Source organism: Legionella sp. PC1000 (assembly GCF_014109805.1).
GTDB lineage: Bacteria > Pseudomonadota > Gammaproteobacteria > Legionellales > Legionellaceae > Legionella > Legionella resiliens.
On sequence record NZ_CP059400.1, the window covers coordinates 714,810 to 729,148 of the forward strand.

Here is a 14,339-nt window from a genome sequence, read left to right on the forward strand (position 1 = left end):
GGGGTTGTCCGCGAAATCCAGAGGCTCGGTGCTAAACCACTGGATTCGCGGACAAGCCGCGCGGTGAGGCAGCGATGTACCCTGGAGGCAGTTCGCTGCGCCCAGGTTAAAGATTCTTACTTATTCTCTGTGAAAAGATAGAAACAGGGTTTATACTTTTGATTTTGATGTCATTTGTGAGAGTACTCATGGAATTGAGAATTGATAATACCCCGTTTAAAGCGTTATTTCAGCCTTTAGATTTAGGCTTCACTCAATTAAAAAATCGCTTGTTAATGGGGTCCATGCATACTGGACTTGAAGAAGATAAGGACAGTTTAAATCGTTTGGCGCAATTTTATCGAGAAAGAGCACTTGGGGGGGTAGGATTAATCACAACAGGTGGTTTTGCACCGGATAGAGCCGGACGTTTAGCCCCGTTTGCCGCCAAATTGACAAACAGTAAAGAGCAGCACAAACATGAATTAATCACTCATACAGTACATGAAGCAGGTGGCAAAATTATTCTGCAAGCGTTGCACGCAGGTCGTTATGGTTATCATCCATTTATTGTCGCACCCAGCGGCATCAAATCACCTATTAGTCCTTTTAAACCTTGGGTAATGAGTCAATATCGCATTAAAAAAACCATTAAACATTTTGCGCGATGCGCCCGACTTGCCCAATTAGCCGGCTATGATGGCATCGAAATCATGGGCAGTGAAGGGTATTTAATTAACCAGTTTATTGTCACGCATACCAATCAGCGTCAGGATGAATGGGGCGGTAGTTATACGAATCGTATCCGCTTTCCTATTGAGGTAGTTCGAAGTGTTCGTGAAGCAGTAGGTGAGAAATTTATTATCATTTTCCGTTTGTCGATGCTCGATTTGATTGCAGAGGGAAGCAACTGGGAAGAAGTAGTCATTCTGGCCAAGGCAATTGAAGAAGCAGGTGCTACGTTGATTAATACAGGTATTGGTTGGCATGAAGCACGAATTCCAACGATTGCTACCATGGTTCCTGCAGCAGCATTTACTCATCTAACCCAACATCTGAAACCCGAAGTTAACATTCCGGTAATTACCTCAAATCGCATTAATACACCTGAATTAGCCAATCAACTAATTGAGTCCGGGGTTGCAGATATGGTCTCTATGGCGAGACCCTTTTTAGCCGATCCCTTATTTGCAGAAAAAGCCAAAAAAGGGGAAAGTGAAGCGATAAATGTGTGTATTGCCTGCAATCAGGCGTGTCTTGATCGAGTCTTTGTGAATAAAACAGCTTCCTGTTTGGTGAATCCGCGTGCATGCAACGAAACTGAATTGATTTATGAGGTGACCCCCACACCTAAATCCATTGCTGTAGTGGGTTCAGGGCCTGCCGGGCTTGCTTTTGCTACGGTTGCGGCAGAACGTGGGCATAAAGTGACTTTATTCGAAAAAAGTGCTCAACTCGGCGGGCAATTTAATCTGGCAAAAAGAATTCCGGGGAAGGAGATTTTTCAACATACTCTGGATTATTTTAATTATCAATTGCAGAAATTTAAGGTAACTATTCTTTTAAATACTGAAGCAACGCTTGAACAATTGCAGGATTTCGATGAAATAGTTTTAGCCAGTGGAATTAAACCACGTATTCCCGATATCAATGGCATCAATCATCCTAAAGTGGCAAGTTACATCGATGTGATTACTGGAAAAAAAGAAGTCGGTCAACGAGTAGCTATTATTGGTGCAGGTGGAATTGGTTTTGATGTGGCCGAATTTTTAACACATGAGCATCCAGTTCCCAAGGAGCAGTTTTATAATGAGTGGGGGATTGATATCTATGGAAAATATCGGGGTGGAATTAAACCTCCTGAAATTACCCCTAGCCCTCGCGAAGTCTATTTATTACAACGTAAAAAAGAAAAAATGGGCAAACGTCTGGGTAAAACAACAGGATGGATTCATCGTTCAAGTTTGAAACATAAACACGTTCAGATGATTTCAGGGGTGAATTATGATGCGATCGATGATGAAGGATTACATGTACAAATCAATGAAAAAGCACAGGTTCTCCCCGTAGATACAGTAGTGATTTGTGCGGGACAAATCGAATTGACTGAATTGTTCACGCCTTTGAAAGAGGCAGGAAAAACTGTGCATTTAGTGGGCGGTGCTTATAAAGCATTGGAGCTTGATGCACGCCACGCAATTGATCAGGCATGTCGTTTAGCGGCTCTAATTTAAAAAATAGCCTTGATGTTCCCAAATAAAAGATGTAACCTGTTGCTTGCAACCAAGATTATCTTATAGAATATGTACCAATAAATCCTGGCTGCGAGCAGCCAGGCTACGGCAGTAAGGTGGGGGACGCAATTTAGAAAAAGTCGTGTTATAGTTACTTCACTCCAATTATCGCTTTGGACTTCATAGCTTATATTTCAGTTGATGCTTTCCCTAATCATTTCATAAATATAGTGCATTATTCTGTTTATTTTGTTATTATACTGTTCAATTTTATATCACTCGGCCTTTTGTAGGTTATTTTTTAATCGATCAGGATTTTTATGTCTCAAGAAATCACAAGCTTCATATCCTTCAATTTTTCAGATGCTTTAAACAAAGCACTAGAGGATATGAAGTTTACCACTCCTTCGCCAATTCAAGTTCAAACGATTCCTTTGCTTCTGGAAGGTCGGGATGCGATTGCTCTAGCACAAACAGGAACAGGAAAAACTGCTGCTTTTGCCTTGCCTATATTGCAAAATTTAACCCCTAATGTACAGAGTACTCAAGCTTTAATTTTAGCCCCTACTCGTGAATTAGCGATTCAGGTTGCAGAACAGTTTGAATTATTAAGTGCCAAGCAACGTGGAACCACTGTTGCTGTTCTATGCGGCGGACAAGATTACGGTCGTCAATTAAAACAATTAAGAGCAGGTGCTCAGGTCGTGGTTGGAACTCCAGGGCGCATTTTAGATCATATCGATAGACGTACTTTGCAATTAGATAATTTGCGTACATTCATTCTGGATGAAGCAGATGAAATGTTACGTATGGGGTTTATTGAAGATATTGAAACCATTATGGCAAAACTGCCGGAAAAGAAACAAATAGGTCTCTTTTCAGCAACTATGCCCCATCGTATACGCCAAATTGCCAATACTTATTTGCATAATCCTGCTTCTATCGAGATACGCGGAGAAACAGCTACAGTAAAAAGTATTGAGCAGCGCTTTTTATTTGCTTCAGGGCATCAAAAGCCTGATGCATTATTGCGAGTACTGGCTGTAGAAGAATATCAGGGTGTTATTGTATTTGTGCGCACTAAAAGCAGTACTGAAGAAGTTGCCGAAGTATTACAACAACAAGGGCTACGAGCCATGGCCATTCATGGTGATATTACCCAGGCCTTACGTGAACGCATTATCGCACAGTTCAGACAAGGAGCAATTGATATCCTGGTCGCTACAGACGTTGCTGCTCGTGGTCTGGATGTGGAGCGGGTAACTCATGTGATTAACTATGATTTACCGCATGATAATGAGACCTATGTACATCGCATTGGAAGAACAGGTAGAGCTGGGCGTTCCGGAGTGGCTGTTTTATTTGTAACCCCTAAGGAATCACGTTTAATTACAAGTATTGAGCGACATACACGTCAGCGTATTTCCAAGGTAACTGTACCCAATGACCATACGATTCAGGTTGCACGCCAGCAACGTTTTATGGCGAGCATCACAGCACGTTTAGAACATGAAAACTTACCTTCATACAAACGAATTATTGAAGAATATATTAAAGAAAATGATGTTTCTGCAGTAGATGTTGCTGCCACACTTGCTTTATTGTTAAACAAAGATTTACCTTGGCAAAAAGAGCAAGCTTTGCCGAAATCACCACGTCCAATTAAAGAAAGTCGTGAGCATGGTGGTAAATTTGAGCGCTCTCGCGATGAGCGAAAAGGGTTTGCTGCAGACAAGAAAGGTTTTCGCGAAGGACGTAAAAAAATCAATGACGAATTTATAGGTCAAGATTTATTCCGAATCGATGTAGGTAAAATTCATGGAGTAAAACCAGGCAATATTGTTGGCGCGATTGCTAATGAAGCGGGTTTGCAAAGTAAACACATTACTGGCCTTAAAATTCATGAAGATCATTCAACGGTGCGTTTACCTAAAGGTATGCCTAAAGAAGTAATGAGTGATTTAACCAAAGCTTGGGTTTGTGGACGCCAGTTAAAAATAACTTTGATTGGTAGTGGAGCATAAAGGAAGGTCGAGGAAAGAATCGGCTAATCCGGGTTCTGCTTCGTGGGACCGAATCTTCTATATTCGCTGCAAAACCAGTCCAGCGCTACTCCGACGTCCCGCAGCTTGTCCGCGGGATCCAGGGAATATGCTAAAATAACGGATCCTGCGGACAAGCCGCGGGGTGTAGGCAGGGATTTGATCAAGAGACAATTCGCTGCATCTGGGTCGGTTAGATTTCTACGCTTTATAAGACAATAATGCTATTGTTGTTGCAGCTGCAGCCATGACAACCAAACCAGCAGTCACCGGAGTAAAAAAGGAATAGGGATTTTCATTGTTTTCTATTTTGTTTTTAAGCTCCGTTTTAATTTGCTCGATATTTTTTTTTACTGAATCAATCCTGTTATTTGAATTGGTATTTTCAGTCATCCTAGGTAGGTATTTATCCAGAAATGCCTCATTGGCAGCATTTACTTCCTGAGCACGCTTATCACTTTCCGAGTAAAATGATAAAGAGCTACGCGCAATTGCTTCAAAAACAGTGGCGCTCAAGCTGAGCTTGTCTTGTTCATTCCATTGCGATGCATCCGTTATTTTGGTGTTAAGTTGGTAGCGCGAAGTAGGAACTTTATTTTCAGTATAATGATGAACTGCTTCTGCTAACTCCTCATCGTGAGCAAGAATTTGTTCCATACACTCAAGACATTTGAGGATAAATTTTTGTTTAAAAGTCATTACTTAAGCCTCCCAGCAAAAATATTAATATAAATTTCTTTTGATTGGGGAGCAATCGAAAAACCCCAAAGGTTGTTTTTTTGTTTATGAAATAAGCATGATTTTGACCTGGAGGGCTATTTTTATGGAGTTTGATTTTATTTAACCCATTGATAAATATATAAAAATAATAAAATATAGGTTTATGCAAAAAAATTGCTTATGAACGATTTTTCATACTATAATGCGGATTGACTTTGTTTTTAAAATAACCAGATACACTCTTCAAAATTCAGTGCAGTAGCCATTTGTGATAAGATGTCACTGCTTTTTTTAGGATTAGAACTTAAGGGTATTCATGAAACTGTTAGCAACTATAGGGGCATTTTTATTTTCTGGAATTGTTTGGGCTACACCTCTTCATAATATAGTTGTATTTGGTGATAGTTTGTCTGATAACGGTAATTTATATAAATTTATGAAACATCAATTACCTCCATCCCCTCCATACTTTGAAGGACGTTTCTCTAATGGCCCCGTCTGGATTGAGCATGTAATTGCCTCTTATTTTCCTGAAAACCCTACTGAGCATCTATTAGATTATGCATATGGTGGCGCTGGTGTGTCTGAGGAAGAAGGAGATGATGAAGTATTGTTTACTTTGAGAAGAGAAGTAAAAAATTATTTATTAGAACATAATGACAAAGCGAGTGAAGACAGTCTTTTTGTTATATGGATAGGCGCAAATAACTATCTTGCATTTCCCGCAGAAATTGAAAAAACACTTCACGATGTGCATGCAGGTATTGTGCATAGCATTCAGCGTTTGGTAGAAAAAGGTGCAAAACATATTTTGGTGGTTAACTTACCCGATTTAGGACGAACTCCCGCTGCAATTGAATTTGATTCAGTTGATGCGATGACCTATTTTGCCAAGGAACATAATAATTTATTAAGGAAATCAATGGATGATTTTCAGCAAGAATACCCGGATGTAGAGTGGCTGTATTATGATCTGCATAAAGCCTTTGAAGAAGTCATGACGGTTCCTGAAAATTATGGTTTTACAAATATAACAGGTACCTGCGTTAATTCTGTAGTTGAGGATATAACAAAAACATCGGTCTTAAAAATGGTGACCTCTGTGAAACATGAAATGAATGCGGATGGTTGTACTGGGTTTCTATTTTTTGATTTAGTACATCCAACTGCATTGGCGCATAAGATCCTGGGCGATAGAGCCAGAGAAATGTTGGATCAAGCAGGTATCGAGTTGACGGATTAGATGAAGTACTATCCTTCAATGTAGCCTGGGTGCAGCGTAGCGGAACCCCGGGCAGAGATGGTTAAATTTTTCCGGGTTCCGCTACGCTGCACCCAGGCTACAGTTCATTTTCAATCGATTCAGGCTCATTTATTAGGATGATATGAAATATATTACAAGGACAGTCCTAATCTTTTTTTTCGTATGCTCAACTTTATTTGCAGACACATTGGTGATCAAAGTTGACGGTAAAAACATCGATTTACCTTACTGGTCTCCAAAAAAAGAAAAATATGGGGCAGTTCTCTTAGTCAATGGTGGTTCACAAGCACATTCCTCTCTATTGTTGGATAATCTGGCAAATGAATTAGCTCAAAGTGGATGGCAGGTTGTATTGCTCAATAACGACAGCAGCATTACTGTACCCTGGATCAAACAATTTCCCGAGGTGGTTGCTGCTTTACGCAAACAAAAAAATATACGGGTTGTGATGGTGCACTATGGAGAACAATTAAAACAAACATTCGAATATTTGGGAAAACCTCCCGTGCCCCAAATTGAAGGTTTGATTCTCTTGTCTGCCTACAACACTCCTCCAACTGCAGATAAAAAACTTGAATTAAATATGCCTGTTTTTGATATTGTTGGTCAGTTTGATTATGACCTAATCAAGCAAGAAATGGCAGCAAGAAAAAAGGAATTTGCAAAAAATAAAAACAATTATTTAGCTATAGAAATACCGGGAGCCCATCACGATTATGAATACAGTAGACAACTTCTTTTTTCATTTATCCATGGTTGGATGGTAAAGCTCCCTATGCTTCAACCTAAATCTCCGCCGCGGATGTACTCTTATCTAGTTCCAATCGCTGCTTTTTTCAAGAATCAAGTGGCAGAAAATAAGAAGTCAAGTTGGAGCGGTTATCTTGAGGAAGTTCCTGAACTGTAAAGATCAACGCCTACTGAGGAAAAATTTAATTTTGCATACTTTTAACGAAAAGCGACCTAAAAAATACTTACAGACCCATCTATACTCCGTATAGTTGCCTGCTGGGTGCAGCGTTGCGGAACCCGGGTTTCGCTGCGCTCACCCAGGCTACAATGAAGCAAAACAATGTGAACGATCTCTTTGTGGCCTGTGACGTTTACCAGCCTTTACTGGTGCAAATTAATTCATATGCTTTTACAATTTTCTGGGTTTTTTCATTTGCCATTTTTATCATTTCTTGCGGTAAGCCCTGGGAGATTAATTTATCCGGATGATTACGGCTTAATAAACGTCTATAGGCTTTTTTCACTTCTTGTTTGCTCGCATCGGAGGGTACTTCCAAAAGCGCATAAGCATAGTCCAGGTTTGTTTTTGTGGGTTGATAAGTATATCTGCTGTAGGATGAATACGACTGCGAAGACGAATCGGATTGTCGCGATTGTTCTGATTGTTGCTTGGCATCATTTTGCGGCTCTGATGAGTAACTTGCGTCGCCAAAATCTTCATAAAAGCGATATTGTTTGTGAAGTGGTGCAAAACCCAGCTTGGAAAAAATCTTATCCAGGACTTTGATTTTTTTTGAATCCAGTCCATCAGTCTGGGCTGCTCGATATTGAATATCAATAAACAGCCGTAACAAGTCACGGTTTTCTTCACAGATTTTTTTTAAATTTTCGAGGGCGGCATCTAAGTTAAACTGAGGTTGCTTTCCCTCATTAAAGAAATGTTTCGCCAATGTTTTTTGTTCGCTGCTTAAGCGCATTTCATCCATGAATAAACGTGCCATATTCAGTTCTTGTTCACTGACACGACCATCGGCCTTAGCTAAATGCCCCATAATGGAAAAGGTGGCTTCAAAAAAGACTTTTTGGATTGCTTTGCGTTTTTCGGTGTAATATATCCAATGAGGATTAGAAAAATAACTATATAAACCACGATCAAAAAAATTACCTACTAAAAGACCAAAAATTGCCCCTATAGGACCATCGATTAAATAGCCAAAAAATGCGCCAATAATCTTTCCCCACCAAGTCGATACAATAAAAAATTCCCGAAAAGACATTAAAAAGGATCCCTTAAAATTAAGTCATTAAATTTGATTTTATCGCTTATACCACATTTTAAGTATATACTGTCGATTTTTGGGTTTGGTTTTATATGCGATTTCTTTACTCTTTTTTAATGTATTTGCTGACTCCTTTTTTACTAATTCGCTTGTGGTGGAAAGGGAGAAGCTTACCTGCATACAGGGAGCGCATATCAGAACGTTTTTTTCTTTGTAAACATGAGTATAAACCTTTTGACGTATGGATTCATGCTGTATCTTTAGGCGAGGTTATTGCGGCTATTCCCCTCATTGATGCCATGTTGGAGAAAAATTGGTCTTTAATGGTTACTACCATGACGCCAACCGGTTCTGAACGAGTGCAAGCACGCTTTGGTAACAAGGTGGCTCATCAATATCTACCCTATGATCTTCCCGGCGTACTTAAACGTTTTTTTAAACAAATTCGACCGCGTGTGGGTGTTATTATGGAAACTGAATTATGGCCGAATTTAATTTATCAGGCTCGGGCAGCAAACGTCCCTTTATTGCTTGCTAATGCACGGATATCTGATGATTCTTTGAATGGGTATAAAAAGATTAAATTTTTAATTAAACCGATTCTGAATCAATTTTTTGCCATTTTAGCGCAGGGAGAAGAGGACGCGCGACGTTATATCGTGTTAGGGGCAAGAAAGGAGATAGTCCATATTTTGGGAAATATGAAATTTGATTTACAGACTAATACGATAGACAGTAAGCGCTTTAGCGATTTAAAAAGTCATTGGGGAGCCGAACGTGTGGCAGTTATTGCAGCAAGCACTCATGAGAATGAAGAGGCACAGATTTTATCTCATCTAAAACGGTTGCAACAAGCGATTCCTGGCGTTGTCTTATTAATTGCTCCACGCCATCCTGAACGATTCCAGGCGGTTTATCAATTATGTATGCAATCAGGATTTAAGACCGGCTTACGCTCTAATTTAAATACCCTAAGCTCTGAAAATGAGATTGTGGTATTAGATTGCCTGGGCGAGCTTTTAGGGTTATATCAGATTAGTGATTATGCTTTTGTAGGAGGTAGTTTGGTTCCGGTAGGGGGACATAATGTCTTGGAACCAATTGCAATGAATGTTCCCGTGTTAAGTGGAAGTCTGGTGCATAATTTTAAAGCCATTTGCAACGACTTACAGGCTGCTCAGGGTATTTTATTGGTACGCCAGGCAAACGAAGTAATCGATGGGATTATTAAATTGCATTCTGATCCCAAGTTTCGTCAGCAGATGATTCACAATGCTGCTGCTGTTTTTGAAAAAAATAAAGGATCTGTGATACGCCACTTACAGCAAATTGAAGGGGTAATTTAGGGATTTATACTGCCGCTACTTTATATTACCTTCTATTATGTACCGCGCTTAATTTCTTCGTCTACGTACCAGGGGATCTTGCTCTAGAAATGCTCAGCGGCATCTTAAAATATCGTTCTGGATACCGCGCATAAAGCGCGCTACGTAGGAAAGCAGTACGTAGAGAAATTTAAAGCAGTACGTAGAGAAACTTAAGTGGTACATGATAAATTTAAAAAACTGACGATCGTTCAGGCATAAAGCGCGGTAGGTAGGCGAAAAAATTAGTGGATGTTTCTTATCAAAAAACTGACGATCCCTCAGGTCATTTTGACCCTACAATTGAAACACAGGTTTAAATTAGAGGCGTCGAGATTTTAAAATTATCAATGCAATGAGTGATTGTGGAATGTACTTGTTGGGTCGAAACGACCCAACCTACTCGATCATTTCTGTCTATGCAGGGATGACCGTTTTTTTAGGTATAACTGAAATTTTTACTAGGAACCTTGATTTTGTTTTTCTTTGATCTCGGACAAAGTCTTGCAATCAATACACAAAGTCGCAGTAGGTCTTGCTTCCAAACGTTTGAGGCCGATTTCGATACCACAGGCTTCGCAATAGCCGAAATCTTCATTTCGCAAACGTTCTAAGGCATCCTCAATTTTCTTAATTAGTTTACGCTCACGATCACGAGTACGTAATTCAATACTGAATTCTTCCTCTTGACTGGCTCTATCTGAGGGATCTGGAAAATTAGCCGCTTCATCTTTCATGTGCGTCACAGTTCGATCGACTTCTTCCATCAATGATTGACGCCAAGCTAGCAATATTTTTTCAATATGTGCTAACTGCTTTTCATTCATATATTCTTCCCCTGGGGCTTCCTTGTAAGGGGTGATTCCCATACTACCTATTGCGTCGTTTTTCACGTTGTGTCGTCTCTCATTGGTTTTATCAATTAATTGTTCGGTCATTTTAGCTCCCGTCCCCAACTCGTGTACAACCTGGGTTTACAGAAAGCGGATAGGTATACCAAAAAACCATTGTATCATCAATAAATTTATCGCCAACCCCCACTTACTCTGTCATTTCCCTGAATGTCTTGCCAACACTGTACGTTTTTATACTGTAACTTATTAAGTATAGTCTGTACTTTTAATTTTTGATTATAACCATGTTCTAGCAAGATCAGGCCGCCAGGTAGAAGGTGCTCATAACCTTGTTTAATAATACATTGTAGATCAGCTAAGCCTTCTTGACTACTCACCAAAGCATTTCGTGGTTCAAAACGCAAATCACCTTGGTGTAAATGGGGATCGTATTCTGAAATATATGGCGGATTAGCAACAAGAGCATGGTATTGCCGGTGTGGAATGTTACTAAACCAATTGGATTGATAAAAGCTTACATTCTTTATCCTATGGTTTTGCGCGTTTTCTTTAGCAATATTTAAGGCTTCTTGGCTGATATCACCAGCAATAATGTGCCAGTGCGGTCTTTCTTTAGCAAGTGCTAAGGCGATGGCTCCGCTTCCTGTACCTAATTCCAATATGTACATATCCGGTTGATTGGGGATAAGTTCCAGGGCGAGTTCGACTATTCGTTCTGTTTCATGGCGTGGAATTAAAGTATGTTCATTGACTTTTAAAGTAAGTGACCAAAATTCACGCTCACCGATGAGATAGGCAATGGGAACCCCTTGAGCTCTTCGTGACATCAAATGTTGAAAGGTTTCCCATTGTTTTGAAGTTAATAAAGCTTCAGGATGTGCAAAGAGATAAGCCCTGGTTTTGTGTAAAGTGTGGCAGAGTAAAATTTCTGTTTCCCGATCCGGATTTTTTCCCAGAGCTTCACGAATACTAATCATTTCGTCCTAGCTCTGCGAGCAACTCTGCATGATATTCACGTTTTAAGGGTTCAATTACCAAGGACAAATTGCCTTCCATCACATCGGCAAGTTGATAGATTGTCAAATTAATCCGATGATCCGTGAGTCGTCCTTGTGGGTAATTATAAGTACGAATTCGTTCAGAACGATCACCAGAACCTACCAGTGACTTACGTGTTTGTGCTTGTTCTTTTTTCTGCTTGCTTTGTTCTGCATCCAGCAAGCGTGTTTTAAGTAAAGACATGGCTTTGGCACGGTTTTTATGTTGTGAACGTTCATCTTGACATTCCACTACAACGCCAGTTGGAATATGCGTGATGCGTATGGCTGAGTCTGTTTTGTTAACGTGCTGCCCTCCAGCGCCTGAAGAACGGTACGTATCGATTCGCAAATCATCAGGATTAATTTGAATATCATCAATTTCATCCACCTCTGGCATAATCGCTACCGTACATGCAGAAGTATGGACACGTCCTTGAGATTCAGTTTCAGGAACACGTTGTACGCGATGAGCACCCGATTCAAATTTAAGTTGTGAATAAACTGCGTTACCGCTAATGCGCACGATAATTTCTTTATATCCACCATGCTCGCCATGACTTGCACTAATTAACTCTTGCTGCCAGCCCTGATCTTCTGCATATCGACTGTACATGCGATAAAGATCTCCGGCAAAAATTGCGGCTTCATCGCCTCCTGTTCCTGCTCTGACTTCAAGATAAATATTACGCTCATCATCCGGATCTTTAGGAATCAAATGCCACTGTAATTGTTCGTCAAGTTCTTCTACTTCTTGTTGCGCAACTTCCAATTCTTCTGCAGCCATTGACGCCAGCTCCGGGTCCTCACTTTCGAGTAGCTCCTGCAGTGAAGACAAATTATTTTTGGCTTCGATATAGGTTTCATAGCATGTTGCTACAGGCTCCAGTTGTGCGTATTCTTTGGAAAGAGTCTTAAACTGATTTTGATCGGCAATAACCGATGCTTCAGATAATAAGCGACCAACTTCCTGATATCGCTCAAGCATTTGCTGCAGTTTGAGTTCAAGAGATTTCTTCATAGGATGATTGATGTGTTGTTGTATTAAAAAGATATTGTGCCAAGGTAAATAAATCTTCTCGGCCATCTTTAGCGATTTGCCTTAAACCAGCAGTAGGATTATGTGTGAGTTTATTGACCAGGCGTTCACTAAATTCATTTAAAACGATCTGCTGGCATTGACCGGCAGAAAGTTTTTTCAAGGCTCGTTGTAATTCTTTTTGCGCCAGGTCTTGCATTTGGCTGCGGTAATCGCAAATGACTTTCTTCGCTTTAAGCGAGCGATGCTTGCGAATGTATTTATTCAGTTCTTCATCGATTAATTGTTCTGCATGTAATGCAGCATAGCGTCTTTCTTCCATACCTTTATCGATCATGGTTTGCAAATCATCAATGTTATAAAGTTGTATTTTTCCTAATTCCTTAATGTTTTCTTCTACATCTCGAGGAACAGATAAATCCAAAAAGAACATTGGATTATGATGTCTTTGATTTAATGCCTGTTCGACAAGGCTTTTATTAATAAAATGGATAGGACAATTTGTAGCAGAAACAATGACGTCTGCTTGAGGTAAATATTCGGCAATGTCAGTAATTGGAATGGTTTGCCCATTAAACGAACTGGCAAGTTTCTCCGCATTTTCCAGTGTTCTGCTTGCTATCATAAAGCGTTCAACACCTTGCTGGCGCAAGTATTTTGCAACCAAAGAAGCGGTTTCCCCGGAACCAATGAGGAAAACATTTAACGATTTGTAGTCGGTAAAAAGTTGGCTTATTAATTGGACTGCTGCATAGGCAATTGAAACGGGATTCGAACCAACACCACTTTGGTTGCGCACCCGTTTTGAAGCACTGAAAACATATTCAAAAATTGGACGTAATTGAGTTTTTATTGCACCAAGGTTGCATGCATGTTGGTACGCCTGTTTCATTTGCCCAAGAATTTGAGGTTCACCAATCATCATGGAATCTAAACCGCTGGCAACACGTAAAAGATGTTTGATTCCCTGGTTGCCTTTATGAACATAAAAAAATGGGGACAATGAGTCCAATGGTAATTGATGTTCTCTAGTAAGCCAATGTGCAATGACCTGAGAATCGTGAGCATCACAATAAATTTCTGTGCGATTACAGGTAGACAAAATAGCAGCTTCATTCACTTCTGGCAGAGTTAACAGGCTATGGAGCAAGGAATCCTGGGTAGCCGGAGATAAGGCGACTTTTTCACGCACGTTTATTGGAGCAGTTTTGTGATTCAATCCGCAAGCAACAAACACCATAAAATATAAATTATTTGAATATGAATTATTGAGTTAATCGTGGGATTGTAAACGATTAGTCATTAAATTTGTAGTGCAAGCAGTCTTATTTCTTTATTCTGATTCAAGAAAAATGATTCTATAATCTAATAAATAAACAGCAGAAGCCAAATTATCACTTTGACTCTACTTAGACTTCAAAAAAATAATTGTAAAATTAAAGTACATTTTTATTCGGCCGCTAACAATAGTAGAGGGTTTTATACAAAATCCCAAGTTATGGGGAGATCGTCATGGATATAATCCTGCAAGGTGAGCATAGCGGCGAAGAAGCAGCACAAAGTTTGGCGCGTGTATTAGAATTATTTAAAGAACGATATCATATCGCTGGATTTCGAGAAATTCATTTAACAGTGACGTTAATTGATGAGCAAGGTGATGATGTCGAGTTAGTTGATAGTGAATCGAATCAGGCGTATCGGGTTTTTGAAGTGTATCGTCAAGGTTATGAATTGAATGGTAAGAAAGGAACACCCTTATTGCAATTGATCGTTGATAACACGCGGCCCCGGTGA

Annotated in this window: 12 protein-coding genes; 6 read left to right on the forward strand and 6 right to left on the reverse strand. The window is 39.8% G+C overall.

Translation table 11 applies throughout. The features are described 5' to 3' along the window. Positions 1-188: 188 nt before the first annotated feature. Together FOLKNPGA_RS03080 and FOLKNPGA_RS03085 are read left to right on the forward strand one after the other, a co-directional pair. Entirely contained in the window at positions 189-2,213 is a 2,025-nt protein-coding gene (locus FOLKNPGA_RS03080) for an NADPH-dependent 2,4-dienoyl-CoA reductase (protein WP_182351702.1), read from the forward strand. A gap of 320 nt (positions 2,214-2,533) precedes the next feature. Further along, positions 2,534-4,237: a DEAD/DEAH box helicase gene (locus FOLKNPGA_RS03085; protein WP_182351703.1), complete on the forward strand. Its 1,704-nt coding sequence runs from the start codon at positions 2,534-2,536 to the stop codon at positions 4,235-4,237. Between the two features lie 219 nt (positions 4,238-4,456). Here the strand turns inward: FOLKNPGA_RS03085 and FOLKNPGA_RS03090 are convergent, their stop codons facing one another. Beyond that, a complete protein-coding gene (locus FOLKNPGA_RS03090) occupies positions 4,457-4,954 on the reverse strand; it encodes a hypothetical protein (RefSeq protein WP_182351704.1) in 498 nt (165 codons plus the stop codon). Between the two features lie 337 nt (positions 4,955-5,291). On the opposite strand from FOLKNPGA_RS03090, the gene plaA reads away from it, so the two are divergent. Together plaA and FOLKNPGA_RS03100 are read left to right on the forward strand one after the other, a co-directional pair. Then, a complete protein-coding gene (gene plaA / locus FOLKNPGA_RS03095; protein WP_182351705.1) occupies positions 5,292-6,218 on the forward strand; it encodes a GDSL family lysophospholipase PlaA in 927 nt (308 codons plus the stop codon). 142 nt (positions 6,219-6,360) lie between these two features. Next, complete coding sequence (locus tag FOLKNPGA_RS03100) at positions 6,361-7,146, forward strand: alpha/beta hydrolase (protein ID WP_182351706.1); 786 nt, start codon at positions 6,361-6,363, stop codon at positions 7,144-7,146. A 196-nt stretch (positions 7,147-7,342) separates the two neighbouring features. On the opposite strand, the gene djlA is transcribed toward FOLKNPGA_RS03100, so the two are convergent. After that, positions 7,343-8,248 carry a co-chaperone DjlA gene (gene djlA / locus FOLKNPGA_RS03105; RefSeq protein ID WP_182351707.1) on the reverse strand — a complete coding sequence of 302 codons (906 nt, stop codon included), beginning with the start codon at positions 8,246-8,248 and terminating at the stop codon, positions 7,343-7,345. A 95-nt stretch (positions 8,249-8,343) separates the two neighbouring features. Here djlA and waaA point away from each other — a divergent pair, with 95 nt between their 5' ends. Then, a complete protein-coding gene (gene waaA, locus FOLKNPGA_RS03110; RefSeq protein ID WP_182351708.1) occupies positions 8,344-9,597 on the forward strand; it encodes a lipid IV(A) 3-deoxy-D-manno-octulosonic acid transferase in 1,254 nt (417 codons plus the stop codon). A 479-nt stretch (positions 9,598-10,076) separates the two neighbouring features. On the opposite strand, the gene dksA is transcribed toward waaA, so the two are convergent. From dksA to hemA, 4 genes are all read right to left on the reverse strand, one after another. After that, positions 10,077-10,553, reverse strand: coding sequence for an RNA polymerase-binding protein DksA (gene dksA, locus FOLKNPGA_RS03115; RefSeq protein WP_031562609.1), 477 nt, complete (start codon positions 10,551-10,553; stop codon positions 10,077-10,079). A gap of 86 nt (positions 10,554-10,639) precedes the next feature. Then, entirely contained in the window at positions 10,640-11,446 is an 807-nt protein-coding gene (prmC, locus tag FOLKNPGA_RS03120; RefSeq protein ID WP_182351709.1) for a peptide chain release factor N(5)-glutamine methyltransferase, read from the reverse strand. Next, entirely contained in the window at positions 11,439-12,527 is a 1,089-nt protein-coding gene (prfA, locus tag FOLKNPGA_RS03125; protein WP_182351710.1) for a peptide chain release factor 1, read from the reverse strand. The genes prmC and prfA overlap by 8 nt, the downstream gene beginning before the upstream one ends. Further along, entirely contained in the window at positions 12,511-13,785 is a 1,275-nt protein-coding gene (hemA, locus tag FOLKNPGA_RS03130; RefSeq protein WP_182351711.1) for a glutamyl-tRNA reductase, read from the reverse strand. Before hemA ends, prfA begins: the two co-directional genes overlap by 17 nt. Positions 13,786-14,057: 272 nt before the next feature. Between hemA and FOLKNPGA_RS03135 the strand changes: the two genes are divergently transcribed. After that, on the forward strand, positions 14,058-14,339 hold the full coding sequence (locus FOLKNPGA_RS03135; protein ID WP_182351712.1) for a hypothetical protein: 282 nt from the start codon (positions 14,058-14,060) through the stop codon (positions 14,337-14,339).

Coding starts and splice junctions, on each gene's coding strand:
- hemA (WP_182351711.1), bottom strand. CDS start 13,785: ATGGTGTTTGTTGCTTGCGGATTGAATCACAAAACTGCTCCAATAAAC.
- FOLKNPGA_RS03090 (WP_182351704.1), bottom strand. CDS start 4,954: ATGACTTTTAAACAAAAATTTATCCTCAAATGTCTTGAGTGTATGGAA.
- prmC (WP_182351709.1), bottom strand. CDS start 11,446: ATGATTAGTATTCGTGAAGCTCTGGGAAAAAATCCGGATCGGGAAACA.
- waaA (WP_182351708.1), top strand. CDS start 8,344: ATGCGATTTCTTTACTCTTTTTTAATGTATTTGCTGACTCCTTTTTTA.
- djlA (WP_182351707.1), bottom strand. CDS start 8,248: ATGTCTTTTCGGGAATTTTTTATTGTATCGACTTGGTGGGGAAAGATT.
- FOLKNPGA_RS03135 (WP_182351712.1), top strand. CDS start 14,058: ATGGATATAATCCTGCAAGGTGAGCATAGCGGCGAAGAAGCAGCACAA.
- FOLKNPGA_RS03085 (WP_182351703.1), top strand. CDS start 2,534: ATGTCTCAAGAAATCACAAGCTTCATATCCTTCAATTTTTCAGATGCT.
- FOLKNPGA_RS03100 (WP_182351706.1), top strand. CDS start 6,361: ATGAAATATATTACAAGGACAGTCCTAATCTTTTTTTTCGTATGCTCA.
- plaA (WP_182351705.1), top strand. CDS start 5,292: ATGAAACTGTTAGCAACTATAGGGGCATTTTTATTTTCTGGAATTGTT.
- FOLKNPGA_RS03080 (WP_182351702.1), top strand. CDS start 189: ATGGAATTGAGAATTGATAATACCCCGTTTAAAGCGTTATTTCAGCCT.
- dksA (WP_031562609.1), bottom strand. CDS start 10,553: ATGACCGAACAATTAATTGATAAAACCAATGAGAGACGACACAACGTG.
- prfA (WP_182351710.1), bottom strand. CDS start 12,527: ATGAAGAAATCTCTTGAACTCAAACTGCAGCAAATGCTTGAGCGATAT.